The organism is Hahella sp. KA22 (genome assembly GCF_004135205.1).
Lineage (GTDB): Bacteria > Pseudomonadota > Gammaproteobacteria > Pseudomonadales > Oleiphilaceae > Hahella.
Genome location: NZ_CP035490.1, coordinates 934355 through 957554 on the forward strand (window position 1 = coordinate 934355; position 23200 = coordinate 957554).

Below are 23200 nucleotides of genomic sequence, written 5' to 3' on the forward strand. Positions count from 1 at the left end.
ACTATGTGGGCGAGTGCGATCAGCAAACCCTTACTATTGCCCGAACGTTTTTGGAAACAGGCTTTATACCGTCTGTGCTCGGGTATACAAGACGGGGAACTGGAGCTTTACGGCGACGGAGACAGTCGCGTTTTCGGTTCGCCTGGGCGGGATGCTCTACGCGCCAGAATAGACGTCGCAAACCCTGACTTTTACCGCGTCGCGCTGACAGGGGGCGTCAATGGCCTGGCTGAAGCCTGGATGGCTGGGTCTTGGACGTCACCGGACCTGACTGCGCTGGTGCGCTTGTTGCTGCGTAACCGCGCTCGATTGGAGCAGCTGGAATCCGGCCTGGCGCGCCTGCCGGGGGCATTGAGCAAGCTTTGGCACAGCTTCAACCGCAATACGCTGCAGGGCTCCCGTAAAAATATCGCGGCGCACTATGACCTCGGTAATGACTTTTTCAGCCTGTTTCTGGATGAAAGCATGATGTATTCCTCTGCAGTGTATGTCACCGGTGAGGAATCCCTGGAACAGGCCTCGAGAGCCAAGCTGGAGCGTATTTGCCGCAAGCTGGCGTTAACGCCAAACGACCACTTGCTTGAAATTGGTTCCGGCTGGGGAGGCATGGCCTTGTACGCCGCCCGGGAATATGGCTGCAAGGTGACCACGGCGACCATTTCTTTCGAACAGCACGCCGCTGTGGCGGAGCAGGTCCAGCAGGCGGGACTGCAAGACCGGGTGTCAGTGCTGTTGCAGGACTATCGCAAACTGGAAGGCCGCTATGACAAATTGGTCTCCATTGAAATGGTGGAAGCGGTGGGGCATCAGTTTCTGGATGGCTACTTCCGTCAAGTCAGCGGCCTGTTGAAGGATGAGGGTCTGGGGCTGATTCAAGCGATCACCATCGACGACAATCGCTACGAGAAAGCGCTGAGGCATGTGGACTTCATCAAGCGTTATATTTTCCCCGGCAGCTTTATCCCCTGTGTGTCCGTGCTGACGCAGAGCGCCGCCAGTGCCGGTCTGCGTCTGTTTAATCTGGAGGATATCGGGGAAAGCTACGCCCTCACTTTGCAGGAGTGGCGCAGTCGTTTCTTGCGGAATCTGCCGCAAGTGCGTGAGCAGGGTTTTGACGAACGCTTTATTCGCATGTGGGAGTTTTATCTTTGCTATTGTGAAGGCGGCTTTCGCGAACGGGCGATCTCCAATGTGCAGATGCTGTTCGCCAAACCCGATAGTCGGCGCGAGCAATGGCTGTGAGTCTGACGCTGCTATGGTGGTCGCCGGTCTGTCTGGCGGCTGTGTTCTTTGTTGGATATCTGTGGCAAATCCAGAGCCGTAATGCAGGCTGGGTCGACGTTTGGTGGGCGGCCGGCGTAGGCGTCACCGGGGCCTTGTATGCCCTGGTGGGAACTGGCGATCTGTCGTTACGTCTGACGGTGGCGTTGATTTATCTGGTGTGGTTCGGACGACTGTCGTTGCACTTGGCTGGCAGAGTCGCAGGAGCAGAGGAGGATGGACGTTACGCCGCTTTACGTGTGTGGGCGGGAGATCGCTGGCGGAGTGTATTTCTGGGAATGTACATGATGCAGGCGTTCTGGGTGTGGTTGTTCGCACTGCCGGCCTGGGTGATCAGTCAGGCCCAGGAACCACCGGCGGCCCTGTATGCGGCGTCGCTTCTCCTGGTCGTCGTCGCCTGGCTCGGCGAAACCCTGGCGGATCGGCAGCTCGCGGCGTTTAAAGCCGATCCGCAAAACCAGGGCAAAACTTGTCGGCACGGTCTATGGCGTTATTCGCGGCATCCCAATTACTTTTTTGAATGGCTGCATTGGTTCGCTTATCCGTTATTGGGCGCCGCATCTCCCTGGGGATTCTGGCTCTGGAGCGCGCCGGCGCTCATGTTCGTCTTCTTGTATTTCGTCACCGGCATTCCTTTTACCGAACGACAGGCGTTGCGTTCGCGGGGGGAGGATTATCGGGATTATCAACGCCGCACTCCCATGTTTATACCCTGGAGGCCAAAATCATGAGCATGATCGAACTGGCGGAAAAAGGCTTGTTGCCTGACGCATTGATTCGCTTTGGCATTCGCCGCCTGTGTCGCCAACGTCTGATGCAGGAGCGCAAGCGGGGAAGCGGCGAGCTTGAAAGGATCGCCCGCTATCTCAACGGCCCTATCGCCATAGAGACCCGGGCGGCGAACGAGCAGCATTATGAGGTTCCCGCTGAGTTTTATCGTCTGGTCTTAGGGCCGCGCTTGAAGTACAGCGCCTGCTGGTGGGGCAAAGAGGTGAGCGATCTTGCCGCGGCGGAGGAAGCAATGCTGGCTATTTACGCTGAGCGGGCTCAGCTGGCCGATGGACAGCGTATTCTGGATTTGGGTTGTGGTTGGGGGTCTTTGAGTCTGTGGCTGGCGGAGGCTTTTCCCAAGGCGGAGATTACCGGCGTGTCCAACTCCTCATCACAGCGTAGATATATTGAAGAGCAGGCGGCCCTGCGCGGTTTACCCAACCTTAAAATTCTGACTTGCGATGTGAATGTGTTTAGCCCTTCCACAACCTTTGATCGCATTGTCTCCGTGGAAATGTTGGAGCATGTGCGCAATTATCAGACGCTATTCGAACGGATCAGCCAATGGTTGACGCCGGCGGGGTTGTTCTTTGCTCACATATTCTGCCACCGCAACCTGCTTTATCCCTTTGAAACGGAAGGCGCCAATAACTGGATGGGCAGATATTTCTTTACTGGGGGACTGATGCCCGCAGCGGGAACGTTTGGTCATTTCCAGCAGAATCTGCGCCTGATGCAGCAGTGGATGCTCAATGGACGTCATTACGGCGCGACGGCGGAAGCCTGGCTGGCGAACCTGGACGCCAACGAATTCAAAGTGAGGAAAATCTTCGCTGACGCATACGGAGAAGAGCAGGCCGATCTCTGGACCCAACGGTGGCGCATGTTCTTCATGGCGTGTGCGGAGTTATTCAATTATCGCTCCGGGGCGGAATGGCAGGTTGGCCATTATCTCTTTATGAAGCAATAAGTCGCGTTGGATCTTGCCTGCGGTAGCGATCCTGGCGCTGGTCGCTACCGCCATCAATGTAAATTAGCGTTTCCTTCTTCATAGACTTTCCTTGTCTTAATGGAATAAGTACGTTCGGCGCTCCAAATGTAATAACGATATACATATAAATGAATATGTATCTGTAATTGACCTACATCCTTACATTGTGCGCGAAAGTTCATGGCTTTGCGGTGATTTAATAATGGCGCTCTTTTATAACCTCATGATAATCAAGACCATTATTAATGCTCGTCCGGAGAGTGTAGGCGGTACGATCGTCCAAATAGTCCATATGGATGGTCGTAATTTCATCAATCATGGGGTTAAATACGCCGCTTGTTGGATGATTCGCGTGTAAGCAGGATAGGTTTCAGTATTGGTCGCCAGGGTATCCGGCGCTTTTTCCGCCGCAAACGCGAATATTTTGCAGAAAAGGTTAGATAGATTCTATGGAAGAACCCAGAAATCGGGCCGGTTTCGTTTCTCCGGAGTTTGAGCGGGGAGAATGACGATGTTGAAACTCGTGCTTAAATTTTTGTTTCTTGTAGGCGCGCTAAGTCTGTTCGGTTGCGGACAGGATGAAAGCGCTGCGGACAAGGCTCCGTTTTCTCTCGAAATCACCGATGCGCCGGTGGATGGAGCGACCAAGGTGGTCATTGAATTTACCGGCGTGGAGATCCAGTCTCAGTCAAACGGTCGTTCCGTCTACGAATATGCAGAGCCGCGCAGTATAGATTTGTTGTCAGAATCTCTGGCGGGAAATCGTATTTCCCTGTTGCAGGGGGAGCTGGGCATTGGCGCATACTCATGGTTGCGTCTGATGGTGAATGCTCGTTTGGACGGCATTTTCGACTCCTACATCGAGTTAGCGGATGGCTCTCGCTATGAGCTGGCCATTCCCGAAGATAATCTGGATGGACTGAAAATTGACCGGGAGTTTCTGGTAAGCGCCGGACAGCCCAAAGGTTTTCTTATCGATCTGGATTTGAGACGCTCCATCATTGAGAACAACCGTCAGTTCAAGCTGAAGCCCGTACTGAAAACGGTGGATTTGAACAGCGTGCGCTCTTTGACCGTCAATGTTGCGCCTGAATTGCTGGCGGCGAACTGTGATGACTCCGGCCAGTATGCTGGCGCGATATATATGTTCGCCGGCGCTCATGCGGTTCTGGACGATATCGACGGTGACGACAAAGATCCGGTGGCGACAGCCGTGCTGTCCAGCGCCGCGAACCCGGAGAATGGCATGTATAAGGCGGTTATCTGGAATCCGGACAACGGCGCATACCGCTTGGCGTACAGCTGTAATCCCAAAGACAATCCAGAGCTGAATGACCAAGGGTTTTCCTTTGCCGAACAAACGGTCACAGTCGTTGTCGTTAATGATGACGGAGATAAGACTGCAACCCTGGATGCTTCTGCGACGCCGCTATAAGCGGCGTCTGCTTTGATCAAAACAGGCCTTCAAGCGCCTCTTCAATCTACTCCCTCTCCTTCCTGACGCTACGCCCCTTCCTGTGGCGTTATAGATGATGTGTCTTAGCCCCGTTTCACCGAGCATTTTGTTTCTGACTGCGACACTTCCAATAACAACTTTGCAGGAGAATTAAAAATGCAAAAGCCTATCCTTATTTCCGCTCTGGCCGCGTCCCTATTGCTGGCCGGTTGCGCCTCCACGGGCGGCAAGCGTGATCTCAGCCAGTCGCTGTACCTGCGGGGACAGTTTGCATGGTGGGATGCGCTGGATGAATACAAGGTCAAAAAGGCCGGACCGGATCTTTATGTCGCCAGCGTGGAATTGAAGGCGGATGGACAGCCCTACGAACTGAAATTTGGCGATGCAGCCTGGAGCGCCGGCACTAATTGCGGCTTCCTGTCTCAGGAAGACCAGATGTTGGAGTTTGGTAAGAAGTCCAAGGCCAATTGCTCGTCTGTTTTTGAAAACTTCAAATTCAACCCACCCGAAACCGGTATGTACAGCTTTTATTTGGATAACAGCGGCGAACAGCCTGTGGTCTACGTAGAGCCAGCTAAATAAAGTCGTTATCCCTGCTGCAGGCTGGTCCCGTTTCTCAGCGACGTGGCCAGTTTGTACAACTGATCTGGAGGTAAAGGCTTGGCGAACAGGTATCCCTGAGCTTCATCGCAACCCTGCTTTTGCAGATAGGTGGCTTGAGCCTCTGTTTCCACACCTTCCGCCACGACGCTCAGATTGAGGTTATGCGCCATAGCGATGACCGCGTTAATGATCACCCTGTCATCCGCGTTGGTTTCCAATTGCGATACAAAACTTCGGTCTATCTTGATGCATGAGATGGGGAAGTGTTTGAGATAGGCGAGGGAGGAGTAGCCGACGCCAAAGTCGTCGATGGAGAGACGGAAGCCCATTTTAATCAGCTCGTTGAGATGGGCCATGTTGGACTCAATGTTCTGAATAAAAACCTCTTCTGTCAGCTCGAACTCCAATTGCCTTGGAGGGACGTCGAACTCCCGCAGGAGGTCGTCGATCTTGTGGACCAGCTCTTTGTCTTCCAGTTGAATGGCGGATAAGTTGATCGCGAGCCGGATATTGCCCAACGGGGTGCCTCGCCATTCCGACAATTGCTGGCAGGCTCGGCGCACCACCCACATGCCCAATTCTTTTATTAAGCCCGTTTCCTCCGCCAAGGGAATGAACTCCGCCGGGGAGATGAAGCCCTGTTCTGGACGATACCAGCGCAGTAGCGCTTCGGCTCCAGTGTACTCGCGGGTCTTCAGATTCACTTTTGGTTGAAACGCCAGGCTCAGCTCGTTGCGCTCGATCGCTTCGCGTAGCCAGCGGTCCAGCTCGAGACGCTTAAGCGCCTCCGCGTGCATGCCTGTGGTGTAGAAATGGTAGCCGTTGCGTCCCGCCGCTTTGGCCCGATAGAGCGCGGCGTCGGCGTTGCGGATCAAGTCTTCGGCGCTGACGCCGCCTTCTGGATAGACGGCGATGCCAATGCTGCAGGTAATGAAGACTTCTTCGTCGTTGAGCGTGAAGGGCTGCTTCATGCAGGCCATGATGCGATTGGCGATTGCGATCACCTCATCCACAGATTCAGGGTTCTCTAGCAATATCATAAACTCGTCGCCACCGGCCCGGGCGATGCTGATTTCGCTTTCCAGTAATGTGTTGAAACGTTTGGTCAGCGCTACTACGAGTTGGTCGCCAGCGCTGTGAGTGAGGGTGTCGTTGATTTTCTTGAACTGATCCAGATCCACCAGCATGACGGCGAGATATCGGTTTGCGCGCTGGGCGCGAAGAATGGCTTGAGCCAGGTCCTCCTGAAAGAAAGATCGATTGGGCAAGCCGGTCAGCGCGTCATGGGTGATGACATGAGACAGCGTTTGTTCCACTTCTTGTCGATTGGCGATTTCACTTTGCAGGGACTCATTGGCGCTGAGCAGCGAACGGCGTTGACGGCCCAAAGACATGGCGAGATAGCAAACCCAGGCCAGCAACGCTGAGGAAACAGTTCCTGCGCTCATGACGAAGGCGGGAAGAGGAGATGAATAATTGTGCAGCCAGTCGGATTTTGGCTGTACGCTCAAGCGCCAGGAAAACTGCAGGGGCTTCCAGTCGGCCGCCGCGCTGGTGTCGGGACTGACGTCAGCTGAGCTGTTGCTGAATATCAATTTGTCTTCCTCATACACCCGTATATGGAAGTGATCCTCTTCTTGTGGCGAGATGAGGCTGCCCAGCAACTGCTCCACCAGGAAAACACCCACTATAAACCCCTGAAAGTCCTCGCCTTTGCTGATGGGGGCATAGACGACCACGCCTTGGCCGCCTTGTTGCAGAGTAATCACCGGGGTTGCGTTGATGTCGCCTTGCGCGCGGGCGGCTTCTAGAGCCCGGCGTCGGCTCTCGTTGAAGGCCACGTTGAAGCCCAGGGCCTGTTCATTGCCGGCCATGGGTTCTATCCACTGAATAACGTAATTTTTATCTGTCCATTCAATGGCTTTGAAGTTAGGGAAATCTTTATGCAGCGCTTCCGCATTCTTGCGCCACGTTTCTTTGCTGAAGCCATCATTATTGTCCCAGTAAGCGGCGAGACGCTCGAGCGCGCGCACTTGCTCCAGAAACTGGCGGGTAATGCGTTTGCTGAGAAATTCGGCCTGGTAATCCAGGGCATGCTGTCGTCTTTCGCTGGTTTCGATATCAATGCGCGACCATAGGGAAAGCGTCATTGTAAAACCCAGACAAAAAACGAGTAGCGATAGTAGTAAGTGATAAGACGCTCTAGCGGACAAAATGCACCCTGCAGGATTGTGAGACTTATCAATAAAAAATAGCAGGCGCAGCCCTGATCGACAAAGACCGAAGGCGTCTGGCGTGGTCAGTAAAATCTGATGGGCAAAAAAAGGGCCGGTTAACCGGCCCGAACACTTGGGTTGAGATTGGGGAATGGGGGGTGGATTACCACCAGGCTTCCATTTGGACGCCGAAGTTCAGCACGCTGTCTTCGCCGCCTTCAAACGGTGTACCTTCGCCATCGTTAATGTAGCTGGCGAAAACCCGGATTTCCGGACGCGCCCAGAAGCTGGGGCCGGCGGACCAGGCTTGTGCGATAGTAACCTTGTCCAATTGGGAGTCGACGCCATTATCGTCTGCAGCGAAATGGCCCACTTCCAGATAAGTGCGCATGTAATCAGACCACTTATAAGCTGGACGCGCTGAGATGCTGTAGAAAGACGAGTCGTCATTCATGGTGTCATCTTCAAAGACGCCATACATCGCGGCATAACTAAGTTCGATATTAGAACCGGCTTTCACCACGCCCCAGTCGATCAGACGAAAGCCTTTGCCGCCTTTATCCAGCGTCCCGTTCCATTGACCGCCACCGAAGTTGCGCATTGGAGAGGCGTAGCCTTCAGTTCCGTACTGGAATACGATTTTGTTGAAGCCGTCCATAATCGGCGTGGACAGTTCAGCGGTGAGCAAGGTGCTCAGATCATCCGCTGCGCCCGCGTCTTTTTGGGCGTCTGTCAGTCGTGGCTTGGCTAAGTCCAGGCCGACTTCCAATGAGCTGGCGCCGACTTGAATGCCGGAATAACGGAAGTCGAGGATATTGATGTTGCCGTAGCCTCTGGTCCAGGCGGCGGAGAATTTGCCTGCGCCTGCGTCGATACCTTCAATACCAGCGCCAGGACCGGATACGTCCCAGTAGAAAAGATCCAGATGGTGAATATCGTGGCGCTGATAGTAGCGTTTACCCGCCCACAGCGTCGCTTCGGGGGCGAATCCCAGTACCCCTTTAGCCTGAACGTTCATCTGGCGAAGCGCGATTTCGTCATCTTCGCTGTTCAGGGCTTCATAGTCTCCATCCTGGTTGGATTTGTAACTGAGCATGGTTTCAACTTTGAACGTTCTGCCGTCGCGGTTGAAAAGCTCTTGCTGAAGATCCAGCTCCGCATAAGTTTCGCATTCGTTGCCCAAACGGCCCACCGCCTGCTTGTTGATGCACTGCTGGTCGCCGTTGTCGCTCATGCCGATGCCTGAACGCGCATAGCCATGCCACTCAACGGCGCTGGCGTTCACGGTGAACAAAGAAGCCGCGATAGCGGTCGCCAGGGGGGCTACTTTGAATAGGCGCTTGTTGTTCTTGTCTGTCATCGTTTTTTCCTGCTCTTGTTGTTAAAGGACTCGCCAGGCCGGACCTTTGAGTACGCCCGGATAACGGAGGCGCTTTGTCGATGGGACAAATTGTTATTTGCTGGGTCTCATACTCAGTGAACGTCTGATATGGCACATCCTCCGTTAGGAAAGTTTTGGGGGGGGAGGAGTCAGGGGGAGGGGGGAGGAGAAAAGTAGTAATGGCGACCGTCAGGCTGATAGCGAGCGCTATTCTGGTGATGAAGGGGGCAAAGCGAGAGCGCCCGGAGTGTGGCTGTTACGCTCCGGGTGTGGGTTTATATAGAAAGCAGAAAAGAAGAGTCAGCGCGCAGATTTAGGCGCCTTCAGCACCGTCATCGTGAGGGTAACGGGTGTCGCGCAGGCTGTCCTTGATGCGCTTTAGATGTGAGTGGAAATCCGCGCCGCGCTTGAGGGTGACTCCGGTGGCGAGAATATCGATTACCGCCAAATGCACGATGCGCGACGTCATTGGCATATATACGTCGGTATCTTCCGGCGCGATGACATCCAGCGCCACGGTGCACTCCCTCGCCAGCGGAGAGTCTGGCGCAGTAATACCAATCACAATGGCGCCTTGCTCCCGCGCAATTTTCGCGACTTCCACCATTTCCCGCGTACGGCCGGTATAGGAAATGGTGACGATGGCGTCGCCTGTATGCGCGGCGGCGGCGACCATGCGTTGCATGAGAAAGTCGTCGTAGGCTGTGACCGGGATATTGAAGCGGAAGAACTTATGCTGGGCGTCGATAGCCACGGCGGCGGAGGCGCCCATGCCGAAAAACGAAATTTGTTTGGCCTGGATCAGGTAGTCCACTGCCTTGGAAATGGCGGTGGTGTTCAGTGACTGTCTGGCTTTGTCGAGATCGGCGATGGTGCTGAGGATTATTTTATCGCTGTATTCCTCAACGGTATCGCTCGACTCCACGCTCTGGCTTACGTATGGCGTGCCGCTGGCCAGACTTTGCGCCAGCTGGATCTTGAAATCGGGAAATCCGCTGGCCGCGAAGTTACGACAAAAGCGGTTAACGGTTGGTTCACTGACGTCGGAGGCGCGCGCCAGTGCGGCTATACTGTAGCGAGTAGCGGCTTTGGGGTCGCGCAGGATGACTTCGGCGACTTTGCGCTCGGATTTATTCAAATCGTCGAGCCTCTGCCGGATCACCTCCAGCAGATTCTGGTGGGATATGGTTTCATTCATTATCTGTATGGATTCCGGGAGCGATTTATTTATTGTTGTAGTGAAATTACTACACATTTTGTTATCGCCCCTAATATAACTCTGCGCACCCTGGGTCGCCAGCCGAACGGTCGGGCGGACACTAGTCAATAAGTGGGAAGGAAATCAGATGAATACGGGAAATGTAGTAAAATTATCACAATATTTGCCGTTTCAGGTTGAAAGTACCAATTTTTTGTCTCAAAATTACGAATAATTACTACCAAATATGAAAACTATGAATCGAGCAGCATCTACACAATGTGACTTGGCGCTCTTCGGCGCGCTGGGCGATCTGGCGCAACGCAAGTTGTTTCCGGCGCTATTTCAACTGGAGCGGGCGAAACTGCTACATCCGCAGACTCGCATTCTCGCGCTGGCCAGACAGGAAGTTGACGAAGAGTCCTTCAAGGCGCAAACCCTGGAGCGTTTCAAGGCGTTATTGCCTAAGAACGACTTGGACGAGGCTGCGCTGAAACGCTTTTTCGGCAAAGTCCGTTTCCAGCAGCTCGATTTCGGCGACGCCGAAGGCTATCGCAGTATCAATCAATGGCGCGGGGATTCTGAAGTCCCTCTGATCGTCTACATGGCGACGCCTCCTGCGATCTACGGCATGATCGGGGAAAACCTGAAAGGCGCCGACTGCATTCAGCCATCCACCCGCGTAGTGGTGGAAAAACCCATCGGTCATAATCTGGAGTCTTCTTTCGAGATCAACGATCGTCTGGCCGAGTTCTTCGATGAATCCCAGCTGTATCGCATAGACCATTATCTGGGTAAAGAAACCGTACAGAACCTGATTGCGTTGCGTTTCGCCAACAACCTGTTTGCGACACAATGGAATCAACGTTATATCTCCCACGTGGAAATCACCGTGGCGGAGAAAGTCGGCATCGAAGGCCGCTGGGGCTACTTCGACAAGGCGGGGCAGCTGCGGGACATGGTGCAGAACCACTTGCTGCAATTGTTGTGTCTGATCGCCATGGACCCGCCTTCCGATCTGTCCGCCGGCAGTATCCGCGATGAAAAAGTGAAAGTGCTGAAGGCGCTGAAGCCGATTACGCCGGATCTGATGGAAACTCACATGGTGCGCGGACAGTACACCGCTGGCAACATCGATGGTAAACCGGTTCCAGGTTATCTGGACGAAGAGGGCGCCAACGAGGGCAGCTCCACGGAAAGCTTCGTCGCCATTAAAGCGGAGATTTGCAACTGGCGTTGGGCGGGCGTGCCGTTCTACATGCGCACCGGTAAGCGTATGCCGCAGAAGCTGTCGGAAATCATTATTCACTTCAAGCCGGCGCCGCACTACATATTTGATCCAGACCAGAAACATCTGGCCAACAACAAACTGATTATCCGTCTGCAACCGGATGAAGGCATCTCCCTGCAGGTGCTGACAAAAGACCAGGGCCTGGATAAAGGCATGCGTCTGCGTCAGGGGCCACTGCAACTCAGTTTCTCCGAAGCTTTCAACACAGGTCGGGTGCCCGACGCCTACGAGCGATTGCTGTGGGAAGTCATCAAAGGCAACCAGTACCTGTTCGTGCGTCGCGATGAAGTGGAGTACGCGTGGCGCTGGATTGACCAGGTCATTGAAGGCTGGGCTGAATTGGGACTGCCGCCCAAGAAATATCCTGCAGGAAGCTGGGGCCCCGTGGCTTCCATCGCCATGATCACCCGGGACGGAAGGAGCTGGTACGAAGATGCTTGAACTATCCTGGCCGCAGGGCGTCACCCTGCAATTGGAAGAAGAACGTGAAGCGCTGGCGCATAAGCTGGCGTTGCAGACCGCAGAGTGGCTGCGCGCCGCGCTGCAGGAAAAAGACCGCGCCTTGCTGGTGATTTCCGGCGGCCGTACGCCGGTGGCTTTCTTCAAGTTACTGGCGCAGCAGGAACTGCCTTGGAGCAAGGTAGACATTACGCTGGCGGACGAGCGCTGGGTGGATGAAACCCATGACGACAGTAACGCCGCGCTGGTGAAAGAATTTCTGTTGCAAGGCCCGGCGGCGGAAGCGAATTTTCTGCCGCTGAAAAATGCAGCCGCGACCCCTGAAGAAGGGTGCGAACAACTAGAAGCCAGTCTGGCTGAATTGTCCTGGCCGATTGACGTTCTGATTCTGGGGATGGGAGCGGATGGACACACCGCCTCTCTGTTCCCGGGCGCGAAAGAGCTGGCTCACGGCCTGGACACCACAGACAAGTGCGCACCGATGCATCCGGTCACGGCGCTGCATCCGCGTATGACGCTTTCCTACAAGGTTTTGGCGGCGGCCAGGCATCAGGCGCTGCATATCACTGGCGAAGATAAGCTGACCACCCTTAACAAGGTGCTGGCCAGGCTGGACGCAGTGGCGGAGATGCCCGTGCGCGGATTTATCCGCCCAGGCCTCAATGTTTTTTGGAGTCCTTGAGAAGGAACCTCGAGAGTAATAGAGAGAATAGAAACCTATGACATCCCAGACCTATCCTGAAGCGTTGCAAAAACAACTGGACGCTATCGTAAGCAGTTGCCCGTTGGTGCCGGTCATCACTATCGATCGTCCGGAAGATGCGTTGCCGCTCGGGAAAGCCCTGGTGGAAGGCGGCGTCCGCATTCTGGAAATTACCTTGCGCACGCCGCACGCCCTGCAGGCGATCACGGACTTGCGCGCCGCACTCCCTGAAGTTTGGGTTGGCGTAGGCACGGTGGCGACGGTTGAGCAGTTCAAAGCCGCGGAAGACGCTGGCGCTCAATTCGTCATCACGCCTGGCTCCACCAAAGAACTGCTGGAATATGGCCTGACGGCGAAAATTCCGATGTTGCCTGGCGTATCTTCATTGTCTGAAGTCATGGAAGGTTATCGCCTGGGATATCGCGCATTTAAGTTTTTCCCGGCGGAAGTGGCAGGCGGCGTGTCTGCGCTGAAGGCTTTCTCCGGTCCTTTCCCCAATGTGAAGTTCTGCCCGACTGGCGGCATCACCCGGGAAAAAGCGAAAGATTATCTTGCCCTGCCAAACGTACTGGCGGTGGGCGGCTCCTGGCTAACGCCCAAGGACGCCATCTCCGCAGGCGATTGGCGGCAGATCCGGACTATTGCTGAAGAGAGTCTGGCCGCTATTTGACGGCGACTGGAAACTCTCTTTATCGATAGCAACGACCCTCCCTCATTGCATTAGCAATATATTTTTACCCGTCGCCTGGCGGGTTTTTTTATTTCTGAACGGTCTTACTCAAACTGGGCTCACATGGGGTCAGGTATTGGCGCAGTCGATGAAGTAAAACAGGCAGTCGGTAGTGGCGATGATGGGATTGGTGGTCACCATGAACAGTTTCAATGGATGTTTGGGGGATAGTCTGCCGTTGATAGCGGCGAAGTGATCATGCAGGCGCTCACGTCCCAGGTGGTCCTTGGCCGTCAAAGCCTCCAGGCCCGCAGCGCCGAGAATGGCCAGACGCTCGCCGGCGGGCACTGAACCGTAGTTAAAACGGGCGGCGTCCAACGGCAGCGTCAGCGCCGCATCGGGATCGACGGCATCGCCATAATGCACTCGTCGCCCCGGCTTCAATTCCATGCGAATAGGATTGCGAAAGCGGTTCACGCCATAATCGCGCCCGGCGGCGGCAAGCACCTGCTCGCTACCAAAATAACGCTGCATGCCTTCCCGCGCGATCAACAGAGAAGTTTCGTCCTGGGCGCCGCCGCACTCAATCGTCACCGTGGGCATGTCCAACTCGCTGATTTCCATCAGAGCGCCCAGGCGCAAGTCGGTGACGATCAGGTCGTTGGTCCAGAGTGAGGTCAGGGCGCGGTGATCGGCGTCGCAGCGTATGGCTACGCCGAAGGCGGGACCGCTGCCTGACGTATTGTGCAGATCAATAAGGCACTCGGGTTTGCTTTCGTGCAGGAAACGCAGAATCGCCTCGGCTAATTTGCCCTGATCATCATCGAAAGGGGACCGGAAGCAGCGGTTGATATCACGCTGGCCAGGCAGCATGCGCTGGCTGAACATCGGAGGGGCCAGGGCCGCGGGAATAGAAGCGATGATGACATCCAGATCCACCGCTGGGGTTTCGCCGGAGAGCAGGTATGCGTGCAACGCGCGGACGCCGGAAGGCTCATTGCCGTGCAGCAAGGTGCAGAAGGCGCGACGGCGTGAACGATCGCGCCCCTGCAGGCGAATCAGCGTGGGACCGCCCAGGCGTTGCAAGAAACGGGTGAGGTCTTCTTCGAGCGCTAAGTTGCGAATTCCTTCAATTACCTTGAGCGGCATAATAGACAGCCCCTATGGAGATTCTCTGAGTCGACGGGCGCATCTGGTTTAATACGCCCACCGATGCACCGGTTCTCCACTACGATAATTATCCTGATAGCGAATCACCAGTTCTCTTAAAGCGTCTTCATCGTTGCGCTGGAGGCGCAGTTTCTCAAGCATGCGTAATTGCCAGAGCGCGCCGTTGACCGGTTGCGCCAGATTCTGGGCGCACACTCCCAGATAGTGACGAATATCCTCAGGATCGATAGGCAGTGCACTCAAGCCTTGTTCCGCCACTGGCAGCATGTCCTCCAGAATGTCCAATACCGGTCGCTCCTGCAAGCCTTCGCCGCCTTGTCCCGGCCAGAACAGTCTGGCGCGCAGCCCGTATTTGGCGGCGCGGTAAAAGTTGTATTCGCAATAGCGGAAAGGAATGGCGGGAAGCATGTCGTGCATGGACGGGCGCAGTCCTTCGATCATACCCACCATCAAGGCGGCGTTGGCGAGCATGTCCGTGGTGCTGGGACCGGCGGGCAACGCGCGAATTTCTATGCGGATATGGCCGCCGTCCACCGGATCATAGATGGGGCGATTCCAGGCCCAGATACTGCCCTGATGCAGGCGCAGCTCGTCCAGTGGCGGCGCCTGCCCGGGACGGGGCGCGTCTTCATCGCCGCAAATGGGTAGCAGCGGCTCAAACAGCGATACGCCTTCGCAGAAAATTTCATGTGCATCTTTGCGCACCCAGCCGTTGCCGAAAAACACCCTTGCAGGCAGCCTGAAACGCAATGGCGTTTCCATACGGCAGTCTGTCGCCTGTTTGAACAGGGCGATACGGGTTTCATGCCAGAGTCGACGCCCCAGAAACAACGGCGAATTGGCCGCCAGCGCGACGGCAAGAGGCGTGGCCAGTTGCGCGGCGTTAAAGGCGTCGGCGAAATCCGCAGGATTCACCCGATAATGAAACTGGAAAGAGGTGTTGGCGCCTTCCAGGGATACATCCTGCCAATACAGATCAAGTGTATCGCGGCCTTTGATGCTGATGTGAAAATCCTCACCGCGCTTATCCCGTAGTTGTCGCGCCAGGGCCTGATAGCGGGGGCTCTCTGTAATCGCCTCCGGCCCCATATCCTCCGAAGTCAGCGTCGGCAGAATGCCAATGGGCAGGAGTGAGGCCCCTTGCGCAGCGGCATGAGTTTCCAGAGATTGCAAGACGCCGTCGATCTGTTGTTGCAGGGCGCGGAAAGGCGTTCCGGCGGCGGGCGTCGGCTCCAGATTGTATTCAAGATTGAAGCGATTCAGCTCCAGCGTCAGATTGGGATCATCGACGGTGGCCTGGATTTCCTGGTTTTTGGCCATGGGACGACCGTGCTTGTCGATGATGTATAGCTCCAACTCCGCTCCGAAGGACGGCGGACCGACGCCAAAAGCGGGATCATCAAGCAACTTGCGCAACGTCGCCAGATTTTCCTGTAATCGTCGTTGGAATTCTGCGTATTCCTGAGCGCTGAACCGCGCTTTATCGATATGTCGCCCCATCTTCGCGAGTTCTCCAGCAACCGCTCATGCAGCTCACTTTTTTAATTAAAGTAGGCTAACTTTTCGGGGGGCGAAACCGCAGTGTGAAAAAAGCGGTTGCGGTGGCCTTATATTTATTAATCCGGCAGACAAATAGCTTCCTTCTATTTGTCTGCAACGACAGGGCCTGCACAGGTCAGGCCCTGTCTCCCGCGGCTTGTCGCCGCGCAGGCGCGTCCATGCGCCTGGTGATTAACATGCCAATATCATTGCCATGTTAATAGCTTACTCAGCCTGCTTGAAGGGAAGATGGGCATTGGCGTCGCGTACGTATTCACAGACGCCTTCGCGCTCTTCATCCAGAAAGTTGGCGATGGCCTGACGGAAAGCGGGATGCTCGATTCTATGCAGGGAATAGGTGGGGGTGGGCCGAAATCCCCGTAGCAATTTGTGCTCCCCTTGGGCGCCGGCGTCAAAGCGCAGCAGTTTGTGCGCAATGCAGTAATCGATGCCCTGGTAATAGCAGGTCTCGAAATGCAGGTGATTGAACTCTTCAGTACAGCCCCAGTAGCGGCCGAACAGCGTTGACGGGTTCTTCAGAAACAAAGCGCCGGCCACGAAGCGCTGCTCCCGTTGCGCAAGGATAAGAAATACTTGCTCCGGCATGACAGCAATCAGGCGCTGGAAAAAGGCGTAGCTGAGATAGGGCCGCTGTCCCCGTTTCAGATAAGTTAACTGGTAGAAGTCGTAGAAAGCCTCCAGTTCACACTCGCCCACATCTGGACCTTCGATGACCTTGAATGTAATGCCCTGGCTGAGCACTGCCTGGCGTTCTTTTCGGATGTTCTTGCGTTTGCGTGAGGCTAGCGCCTGCAAAAAGTCATCAAAGGACGCGTAGCCTTCATTGAGCCAGTGGAACTGGGTTCCGTGGCGCAACAACAAAGTCTTGTCTTCACTCAGACTTATTCGCGAGGATTCGTCCGGAAACAGCACGTGCCAGGACGAAGCGCCGGTTTGATGTAAACGTTCGCCCATGGCGTGACTGATCGCCAGTGACACGCGCTCCCGGTCAGCATTGGCGGAGACTAACAGACGCGGTCCGACGGATGGCGTGAAGGGGACGGCAGTGAGCAGCTTTGGGTAATACTCCAGGCCATGACGATGGTAAGCGTCCGCCCAGGCCCAATCGAACACGTATTCTCCGTAGGAGTGATTTTTCAGATAACAGGGCGCAGCGCCGACTAAGACGTTATGCGTGTCGCGGATCAGAATATGCTGCGGCCGCCAGCCGGTTGCTTCGGTGACGCAGCCAGTCGTCTCCAGGGCGTGCAGGAACTCGTAACGGATAAAAGGGTTGTCCACGCCGCTCAACTGATTCCATTGAACGGGGGAGACGGCTTCAATGCTGTCGATAAACTCCGCGCGCAGCGCTGTCATGCTCGGGCCCAATATATGTTTCGATGAAACCAGGAATCCGGCCCATTATTGGACAGTTCGCCGTAAAGGAAAAGCCGGAGCGACTTCCGCGCCGTCCGGCGGAAGGACATTACATGACGGATTCCAGGCCGCGCTGGGCGAGAATCTTCCGCGCCTCGCCGGATTCATAGGTTTTACGCAACGCTTTGTTAAACTGGTTCACCAGCTTGCGTCCGGTTTTTTTGCTGAATCCAATGTGATAGTTACGTTCCGTGTGGGTCCAGGCGAAACGGACTTTGTCCGCCAGTCCGCTTTGTCGCATCAGGTCGAGGCCCACGTCGCGATTGATATAAACAGAATCGAGTTGCCCCTGAATCAGTTTTTTCAGGTTGCCCAGATCGTCCTTGGACAGTTGTATGTCCATGTTCACCACAGGATTGATGCGGTCCAGCGTCTTGGAGCTGCTGGACGGACCAAACACGCCCACCCTTTGGCCGCTGAAGCTGGACAGGGTAAGGTAATCCTTTTTGTCCGTCGCCGGCACGAAGAACCCCCAGCTGGTGCGCAGCACGGGTAAGGTGTAGTACATCCATTCGGCGCGGCTTTCGCTCCAGCTCACCAGATAAACGCCATTGACCACGCCGGCTTTTACCTGCTCTTCCGACTTACTGAAAGATTCCTGTTTGATGCTGCATTCCACATTGATCTTTTTGCAGGTGAGAAGAATGACGTCGGTGACGGGACCCCCCATCTTGCCATTTTCTTCATAAACGAAGGGGCTGAACTCTGCAGAGTTGAAGATGAGCTGTTCGGATCTGGCGTAGCCCGACAGGGAAAGGGAGATGAAAGTGATGACCGAGATGATTAAGCGCATTTTGACTCCTGTATAGTTGGTCGTTTTATCGGAGCGAACTGCAAAAAGGGGGCAGAACCGAAGTTCTGCCCCCTGAATTACTTACATCGGGCGGCGGCGTGCGAACCGCATGGTCAGCAGAGCCAGAATGCTCAGCAGACCCAGGCTGCCGCCTCCGTCATCCTTGCCTTTGTCCGTGGACTTCAAGTCCATCGTCACCACTACCGGATCGTGGTCGGAGCTGCGATAGGGCCCGACGCCGAAGTATCCGGTGGAGTCTTTGTAGTATTTGAACAGGCCGTCCGCCTGCAGGGCGTAGGCTTCAATGGAGTTAACGTTCCAGTGATCGAGATCCACGATATCCTCCATGGCGGCGCTGCTGGCCAGGATATGGTCAAGGCTGCCTTGCGCGCCGTCGTAGGTATAAGAGAACCCTTCCGCATCATGGGTTTCCGCAACCAAAGCATAGCCATAGTTTTTGCTTACTTCCACTGCGGCCCCTGCGTCCATGCCAGTATTGGCGGCGGTTTTGATGGTGTAGCCGTGGGTGGCCGGGTTGTAGTCGGTCAGCACGGAAATCGGGTCTTCCTTGGAGTAGGCGTTCAGGTCGCCCAGGATCAGAATGCGCTCAGGCAGACCCAGCGTCGCCAAGGCTTCGCCGAGGGTGACCGCAGCGGAAACGCGCAACGGGTTGCAGTTGCCCTGCATCTGGTCGATATCCGTGGGAGCGCTGTTATCACAGGCGCTGCTGGAACGCTTGGATTTGAAGTGGTTGATGGAGACGGCGAAGCTCTGCCCGGTTTTCTTGTGAGTGAACGCCTGCACAAGAGAAGGACGCATGGCGGCGGTTTCTGCGCCGAGAGTCTGCTCAGGCATGTCGATCACAATGGCGTCGCCTTTGGGGGTGACGTTGGCGGCGCGATAAATCAGGCCGACGGTGATTTGATCCGTCCCCGGCTTGCCGCCGTCCTTTGTTGACACGTAGGTATAGGCGTCTTCGCCGATTTCGTTGTTCAGCGCCGTCACCAGCGTGTTGATGGCGGAGTCGTCGCCGAAACCGTCGTTCTCCAGCTCCATCAGGCCCACGACATCCGCGTCCAGAGTTTTCAACGCCTTGACGATGCGCGCCTGTTGCAGCAGAAACTCGTCTTCTGTTTTAGCGCCTCGTGGGTTGGCGGAGTAGTCGACGGAGCCGTCGTCTTTTTTCACGCCGTTGAAATAATTCAGGACGTTGAAGCTGGCCACCGCCAGATTGCCCAGCGCAGCTTCCGGCGCAGCGGTGCGGCCGGGGGAGGTGACGCTGATTGGGGCCATCGGGTTGATGCGGTATACATCGTAAGAGAAGTTCAGCGGACCGGTGGCGGACACAAGATCGCCCAGCAGAATGGGATTGTCGTAGCCAAACTCAGGATAGAAGCTGACGCTGGCGGTATTCTGGCTGGAAGTATTGTCTTCGATGTAAAGCAGGTTGGCTTTGTTTTCCGCAATGACGGCGTCGTATTCCGCGCTGCCGGGAATGGCGGCGTCTGTGGGGGTCCATTTCAGCTTGTCGCTGATGGTGATTTCGCCGTAGCGGCCCAGGCCGTAAGTATTGGCGACAACCGCATTGGTCACGCTGACGACCATGCCTTCCAGCGCTTCCAGATTAAGATCTGCGGCGAATGGCAAGGTAATTGGCGTGACGGTGGCGATGGCGTCAGTGGCGCCGCAATCCGCCAGTTCGGAGACGCTGATCTGCCTGTTGCCGTGGTAGTCTGAAACGACGCCTTTTATACGCACCAGATTGCCCAGGGTCAGAGCGCCGCCGCCATTGCTGAACGCGAAGATGCCCTCGGAAGTCAAAGGATTGCCGTCTTCGTCAGAAGGCTCTTCCTGAACAAAGAAACCGTTGCTGCGGAACCCGGTGACAATGCCTTCAACAGTAAAAGTATCACCATTATCCTTGATTGATTTTGCGTCGACTTTAATGGCGCTGATCAGTGTGGCTGCTTCGCCGCAGGCGCCTAAGGTTGGCGCAGGGTCGTCACCGCCATCTCCACTGTCTCCACCATCCGCGCCAGGGGCTTTGCCCAGCCCGCTGAAGGCGTCTTTCGCCAGTGTTTGCCATTGATCCTGGTTGAAGTCAGGGTTGGGAGTCGTATCTTTACGGGACAGAGTGACATCTTTCAGATAAGAGCTTGCGCCTTCTTTAAGCGTTCCCACACGGTCGACAATATCGCCGTCAACCAGGCGCAACACGACGGAGTCGCCGCCATTAAAGCCGATGGCGTCGTCAGTTGAGGTGCTGTTGGCCAGCGCTTTCAAGCCATCATTAGCGCCGCTGTTAGCGTGCACATATACCGCGCCGGCCGCCAGGGAAAACGAAGGAAGGGTCATGTAAGCGTTAGGGGTTTCTGCGCCGTCTTTAAAACGGGCGATCTCATAGGCGCTGAGTTCTACGGCGTCGCTGCCGGTGTTGTAGAACTCCAGGGCTTTATTGTTGGAAGAACCTTCCACGTATTCCGAAATGATGAGGTCCGCCTGAGCGGAGAGTGGGAACGCGGTGATCATCGCCGCCATGAGGGCGCGGCGTCTGCTGTTTTCAGGATATTTCATTTTAATTATTTCCGAGTTACAACCAGGATTGTATAAAGTGCGTCCGGCCAATACTGCTCTGACTCCAGCCAGATATAAGCGGACGAGAGCTTAGAGCAAGCGTTATGCCACGATCAAGGCGGGGCAAGAGCGTAATGTGACCTGGTTACAATAAATATAAATACCTATTACTCGGGCAATAGAGCCGGCTGCCAACAAAACGGATTTAATAAGCGGCAAATCAACTGCTTATGAGGCGTCAGCCGGAGTCTGGCGAAGTTGGGCGGACTAATCCGGGATAGAATCAGGTTCTGTTTATTATTTGACCATATGATCAACAAGAGTGCATTTTCTGACGTGACGGTCAAAAAATGCGCATCCTGAAAATCGTCTTTTATGGCGAGATGTTCAGTCAACAAATCCCAGTGGACTGGGGTAAAATCCTCCCTTCGTCATCTTCAAAGCCAAGTTGGCGGCATACCAATAAAACTACAGGTGGTCCGAACGGTGTCGGAAAATGAAGTCGCCGCGATGAGTTGGTGCGTGTATATGTTGCTGGCCAGCGATAACTCGCTGTATACCGGCATCACCAATAACCCTGCGAAACGTTTCCGGGATCATTTGCAGGGCAATGGAGCTAAGTATTTTCGCGGACGTAAGCCAGTGCGCCTGCTGTATGCGGAGGCGGGACACGATCGCGCCAGCGCAAGCCGCCGGGAAATTGAGATTAAAAAACTAAAACGCAGTGGCAAACTGCGCCTGATCGAAGAAAATGTATTGGATAACGCTTTTCGGGAGTTGAATCGTAGTTGCTTCGGCCTGTGACGACAGGTCCCGCGTTCCTGATGCGACCTTCACCAAGTGAGATGGGAGAACAACACGATGTCCACGGACGTAATTGTCAGCCACTTTCTGGCTATATTTTTCACCATGATTGGCGTGCATTACACCTGCCGTAGCCTGGGGCTGCGCAAGCGCACCGGCGTCAGTCATATTCATTACGGCTCCGCCGCCAGCAAAAGCTGGTTCGTGCGCTGGGTATTCAATCTGTTTCGTTTATTGATTCTGGCGGTGACGGTGGCGCGGGTGTTTTATCCCGATGTAGACGCCTATCTGGGCGTATTTCCTGCGCTGTACACGCCGGCAGTGTTGTGGACTGGAGTCGGCTTGCTGCTGGGCTCTTTTGGATTGATTGATTATGTGCATTCTTATATGCACACGGACTGGCGCTCGGGCATTGATACTGACGGCAAGGCGCAGTTACTGACCCAGGGCCCTTTCCGTTATTGCCGTAATCCGTTGTTCGCTGGTGTATATATCGGCCAGATTGGGCTGTTTCTGGCGCTGCCGTCATTGTTTACTTTGGCGTGCCTGCTCATCGGCGCAGGGATGATCGCCATGCAAACGCGACTGGAGGAGGCCGCTCTGCGACGGGCATACGGGCAAGCCTATGAGCGTTATTGCGAGCGGGCGCCTCGCTGGTTGCCCCGTTTCGGTAAGGCCATGGGTCCGGGCTGGCAGGATTAGGCGTTCAGTCCTTTTCCGCTTCCAGCAGGCGCATGAAAACCAGGGTGATTTCCGCGGTTTCCTCCGGCGCTTCGATCATCGGCGCGTGGCCGACGCCATCGATGATCATCTTGCGTGAATTGGCGATCTGCCGGGTGAATACCTCCGCATTGCGGTAGTTGATCACCCGGTCTTCTTTCCCCCATAGCACCAGAGTAGGGCTTCTGATATCCAGCAACACTTGCTTGAAGTCATACCTGTGTCGCTCTCTTACCAGCTCCGCGAATATATGATCGTAAATGCCGGTATTGGCGATGGCTTTTTCCGTGAGCACGGACTTGATCGGCCAGGGTATGAAGGGCTTGTCCTCCATGGCGAATTCCATGAGGGCGTCAAAATCCTCCGGCTTTCTTACGATCAACGGGTTTTCTCCCTTTTGCAGGCGCGTCTCCAGCTCGCTGGAATAGTCATACACGCCAGCGGGGTCCATCAGCACTAATGAAGCGACGCTGTCTGGATACTCGGCGGCGTACATCGAAGAAATCGCCCCGCCCATGGAATTTCCCATCAAGTGAAAACGGCTCAGGCCGGCGGCTTCGGTAAAGGCGCGCACGTAGCCGACCTGGTCGTCGATATCATAGGGAATGCTGGTGTCTTTGCTGCTGTCGCCGTGACCCAACAGGTCGAGGGCTACAATGTGATAGCGCGAGGGAAGATGGCGCATGAAGCGCAGCCAGTTTTCTTTGCTGGCGCCGAAACCATGCAGCAGCAGGATCGTTTCGGCGTCCGGCGGCGCCTGGTTTTCCAGATAAGCGAAATGACGCCCCTGGGTCTCCAGGCTTTTGGGAGTCACGCCCGCCTGGGAGCGTTCGAAGTCCATGGCGAGATCGTACAGGCCGTATTTAATCTCGGAACACGCCGACAGCAGGGTCAGCGCAGCGATGAGAAACCCGGCCCGGAAAATCTGAGCGGAATGAGACATGCGCATGCTGTTTCCTGTAAATCCATACTGACAGACAGGAGCCCTGCGAGAGTCGTTGGACTGTGGATCTAAGGGCTGCCGTAAGCGGACATTTAATCAAATCCGGAGCCGCCGAGGCAACGGTCTAGCCTTGAATCTGAGTGGCGGCGCGGCCGAATTCTCCACACTGATCTACACTGAGATTGATCTGTAAATCAACG

At 55.3% G+C, this 23200-nt stretch carries 19 protein-coding genes; 10 read left to right on the top strand and 9 right to left on the bottom strand.

What is annotated here, in order from left to right:
- The first annotated feature begins 3 nt into the window (after positions 1-3).
- The 5 genes from EUZ85_RS04115 to EUZ85_RS04135 all read left to right on the top strand — a co-directional run bounded on the left by EUZ85_RS04115 (position 4) and on the right by EUZ85_RS04135 (position 5081).
- Positions 4-1242: a cyclopropane-fatty-acyl-phospholipid synthase family protein gene (locus EUZ85_RS04115; protein WP_127968049.1), complete on the top strand. Its 1239-nt coding sequence runs from the start codon at positions 4-6 to the stop codon at positions 1240-1242.
- Positions 1233-2012 (top strand): DUF1295 domain-containing protein, encoded by a 780-nt coding sequence (locus EUZ85_RS04120; protein ID WP_127968050.1) that lies wholly within the window; start codon positions 1233-1235, stop codon positions 2010-2012. The genes EUZ85_RS04115 and EUZ85_RS04120 overlap by 10 nt, the downstream gene beginning before the upstream one ends.
- The gene (locus EUZ85_RS04125) at positions 2009-3022 is read left to right on the top strand and encodes a cyclopropane-fatty-acyl-phospholipid synthase family protein (protein WP_127968051.1); all 1014 of its coding nucleotides are present in this window, start codon (positions 2009-2011) and stop codon (positions 3020-3022) included. Before EUZ85_RS04120 ends, EUZ85_RS04125 begins: the two co-directional genes overlap by 4 nt.
- Before the next feature lie 532 nt (positions 3023-3554).
- Entirely contained in the window at positions 3555-4478 is a 924-nt protein-coding gene (locus EUZ85_RS04130; protein ID WP_164887177.1) for a DUF4382 domain-containing protein, read from the top strand.
- Positions 4479-4655: 177 nt separating this feature from the next.
- A complete protein-coding gene (locus EUZ85_RS04135; protein WP_127968053.1) occupies positions 4656-5081 on the top strand; it encodes a hypothetical protein in 426 nt (141 codons plus the stop codon).
- A gap of 5 nt (positions 5082-5086) precedes the next feature.
- On the opposite strand, the gene EUZ85_RS04140 is transcribed toward EUZ85_RS04135, so the two are convergent.
- The 3 genes from EUZ85_RS04140 to EUZ85_RS04150 form a co-directional block, all read right to left on the bottom strand.
- Positions 5087-7252: an EAL domain-containing protein gene (locus EUZ85_RS04140; protein WP_127968054.1), complete on the bottom strand. Its 2166-nt coding sequence runs from the start codon at positions 7250-7252 to the stop codon at positions 5087-5089.
- A gap of 229 nt (positions 7253-7481) precedes the next feature.
- A complete protein-coding gene (locus tag EUZ85_RS04145) occupies positions 7482-8678 on the bottom strand; it encodes a maltoporin (RefSeq protein ID WP_127968055.1) in 1197 nt (398 codons plus the stop codon).
- A gap of 334 nt (positions 8679-9012) precedes the next feature.
- Positions 9013-9897, bottom strand: a complete 885-nt coding sequence (locus EUZ85_RS04150) for a MurR/RpiR family transcriptional regulator (protein ID WP_127968056.1) — start codon at positions 9895-9897, stop codon at positions 9013-9015.
- A gap of 247 nt (positions 9898-10144) precedes the next feature.
- Here EUZ85_RS04150 and zwf point away from each other — a divergent pair, with 247 nt between their 5' ends.
- Genes zwf through EUZ85_RS04165 form a run of 3 tightly spaced genes read left to right on the top strand, consistent with a single transcriptional unit; the run spans position 10145 to position 13020 of the window.
- On the top strand, positions 10145-11629 hold the full coding sequence (gene zwf, locus EUZ85_RS04155) for a glucose-6-phosphate dehydrogenase (RefSeq protein ID WP_370454909.1): 1485 nt from the start codon (positions 10145-10147) through the stop codon (positions 11627-11629).
- Positions 11622-12329, top strand: coding sequence for a 6-phosphogluconolactonase (pgl, locus tag EUZ85_RS04160; protein ID WP_127968058.1), 708 nt, complete (start codon positions 11622-11624; stop codon positions 12327-12329). The genes zwf and pgl overlap by 8 nt, the downstream gene beginning before the upstream one ends.
- 37 nt (positions 12330-12366) lie before the next feature.
- Positions 12367-13020 carry a bifunctional 4-hydroxy-2-oxoglutarate aldolase/2-dehydro-3-deoxy-phosphogluconate aldolase gene (locus EUZ85_RS04165; protein WP_127968059.1) on the top strand — a complete coding sequence of 218 codons (654 nt, stop codon included), beginning with the start codon at positions 12367-12369 and terminating at the stop codon, positions 13018-13020.
- Positions 13021-13149: 129 nt separating this feature from the next.
- Here the strand turns inward: EUZ85_RS04165 and EUZ85_RS04170 are convergent, their stop codons facing one another.
- The 5 genes from EUZ85_RS04170 to EUZ85_RS04190 form a co-directional block, all read right to left on the bottom strand.
- Entirely contained in the window at positions 13150-14169 is a 1020-nt protein-coding gene (locus EUZ85_RS04170) for a succinylglutamate desuccinylase/aspartoacylase family protein (protein ID WP_127968060.1), read from the bottom strand.
- A gap of 48 nt (positions 14170-14217) precedes the next feature.
- Complete coding sequence (locus EUZ85_RS04175) at positions 14218-15690, bottom strand: glutamate-cysteine ligase family protein (RefSeq protein ID WP_127968061.1); 1473 nt, start codon at positions 15688-15690, stop codon at positions 14218-14220.
- Between the two features lie 264 nt (positions 15691-15954).
- Positions 15955-17106, bottom strand: a complete 1152-nt coding sequence (locus tag EUZ85_RS04180; protein ID WP_127968062.1) for a GNAT family N-acetyltransferase — start codon at positions 17104-17106, stop codon at positions 15955-15957.
- 109 nt (positions 17107-17215) lie between these two features.
- A complete protein-coding gene (locus tag EUZ85_RS04185) occupies positions 17216-17959 on the bottom strand; it encodes an ABC transporter substrate-binding protein (RefSeq protein WP_127968063.1) in 744 nt (247 codons plus the stop codon).
- A gap of 81 nt (positions 17960-18040) precedes the next feature.
- Entirely contained in the window at positions 18041-20533 is a 2493-nt protein-coding gene (locus tag EUZ85_RS04190; protein WP_127968064.1) for an ExeM/NucH family extracellular endonuclease, read from the bottom strand.
- A gap of 486 nt (positions 20534-21019) precedes the next feature.
- Here EUZ85_RS04190 and EUZ85_RS04195 point away from each other — a divergent pair, with 486 nt between their 5' ends.
- Together EUZ85_RS04195 and EUZ85_RS04200 are read left to right on the top strand one after the other, a co-directional pair.
- Positions 21020-21337 (top strand): GIY-YIG nuclease family protein, encoded by a 318-nt coding sequence (locus EUZ85_RS04195; protein ID WP_127968065.1) that lies wholly within the window; start codon positions 21020-21022, stop codon positions 21335-21337.
- 57 nt (positions 21338-21394) lie between these two features.
- Entirely contained in the window at positions 21395-22039 is a 645-nt protein-coding gene (locus EUZ85_RS04200) for an isoprenylcysteine carboxylmethyltransferase family protein (RefSeq protein WP_127968066.1), read from the top strand.
- Positions 22040-22043: 4 nt separating this feature from the next.
- On the opposite strand, the gene EUZ85_RS04205 is transcribed toward EUZ85_RS04200, so the two are convergent.
- Positions 22044-23000: an alpha/beta fold hydrolase gene (locus tag EUZ85_RS04205; protein ID WP_241566950.1), complete on the bottom strand. Its 957-nt coding sequence runs from the start codon at positions 22998-23000 to the stop codon at positions 22044-22046.
- Between the last annotated feature and the right edge of the window lie 200 nt (positions 23001-23200).

Excerpts from the sequence above, each read along its gene's own strand:
- EUZ85_RS04115 (WP_127968049.1), top strand. The coding sequence starts at position 4 with ATGTGGGCGAGTGCGATCAGCAAACCCTTACTATTGCCCGAACGTTTT.
- EUZ85_RS04120 (WP_127968050.1), top strand. The coding sequence starts at position 1,233 with ATGGCTGTGAGTCTGACGCTGCTATGGTGGTCGCCGGTCTGTCTGGCG.
- EUZ85_RS04125 (WP_127968051.1), top strand. The coding sequence starts at position 2,009 with ATGAGCATGATCGAACTGGCGGAAAAAGGCTTGTTGCCTGACGCATTG.
- EUZ85_RS04130 (WP_164887177.1), top strand. The coding sequence starts at position 3,555 with ATGTTGAAACTCGTGCTTAAATTTTTGTTTCTTGTAGGCGCGCTAAGT.
- EUZ85_RS04135 (WP_127968053.1), top strand. The coding sequence starts at position 4,656 with ATGCAAAAGCCTATCCTTATTTCCGCTCTGGCCGCGTCCCTATTGCTG.
- EUZ85_RS04140 (WP_127968054.1), bottom strand. The coding sequence starts at position 7,252 with ATGACGCTTTCCCTATGGTCGCGCATTGATATCGAAACCAGCGAAAGA.
- EUZ85_RS04145 (WP_127968055.1), bottom strand. The coding sequence starts at position 8,678 with ATGACAGACAAGAACAACAAGCGCCTATTCAAAGTAGCCCCCCTGGCG.
- EUZ85_RS04150 (WP_127968056.1), bottom strand. The coding sequence starts at position 9,897 with ATGAATGAAACCATATCCCACCAGAATCTGCTGGAGGTGATCCGGCAG.
- zwf (WP_370454909.1), top strand. The coding sequence starts at position 10,145 with ATGAAAACTATGAATCGAGCAGCATCTACACAATGTGACTTGGCGCTC.
- pgl (WP_127968058.1), top strand. The coding sequence starts at position 11,622 with ATGCTTGAACTATCCTGGCCGCAGGGCGTCACCCTGCAATTGGAAGAA.
- EUZ85_RS04165 (WP_127968059.1), top strand. The coding sequence starts at position 12,367 with ATGACATCCCAGACCTATCCTGAAGCGTTGCAAAAACAACTGGACGCT.
- EUZ85_RS04170 (WP_127968060.1), bottom strand. The coding sequence starts at position 14,169 with ATGCCGCTCAAGGTAATTGAAGGAATTCGCAACTTAGCGCTCGAAGAA.
- EUZ85_RS04175 (WP_127968061.1), bottom strand. The coding sequence starts at position 15,690 with ATGGGGCGACATATCGATAAAGCGCGGTTCAGCGCTCAGGAATACGCA.
- EUZ85_RS04180 (WP_127968062.1), bottom strand. The coding sequence starts at position 17,106 with ATGACAGCGCTGCGCGCGGAGTTTATCGACAGCATTGAAGCCGTCTCC.
- EUZ85_RS04185 (WP_127968063.1), bottom strand. The coding sequence starts at position 17,959 with ATGCGCTTAATCATCTCGGTCATCACTTTCATCTCCCTTTCCCTGTCG.
- EUZ85_RS04190 (WP_127968064.1), bottom strand. The coding sequence starts at position 20,533 with ATGAAATATCCTGAAAACAGCAGACGCCGCGCCCTCATGGCGGCGATG.
- EUZ85_RS04200 (WP_127968066.1), top strand. The coding sequence starts at position 21,395 with ATGTCCACGGACGTAATTGTCAGCCACTTTCTGGCTATATTTTTCACC.
- EUZ85_RS04205 (WP_241566950.1), bottom strand. The coding sequence starts at position 23,000 with ATGTCTCATTCCGCTCAGATTTTCCGGGCCGGGTTTCTCATCGCTGCG.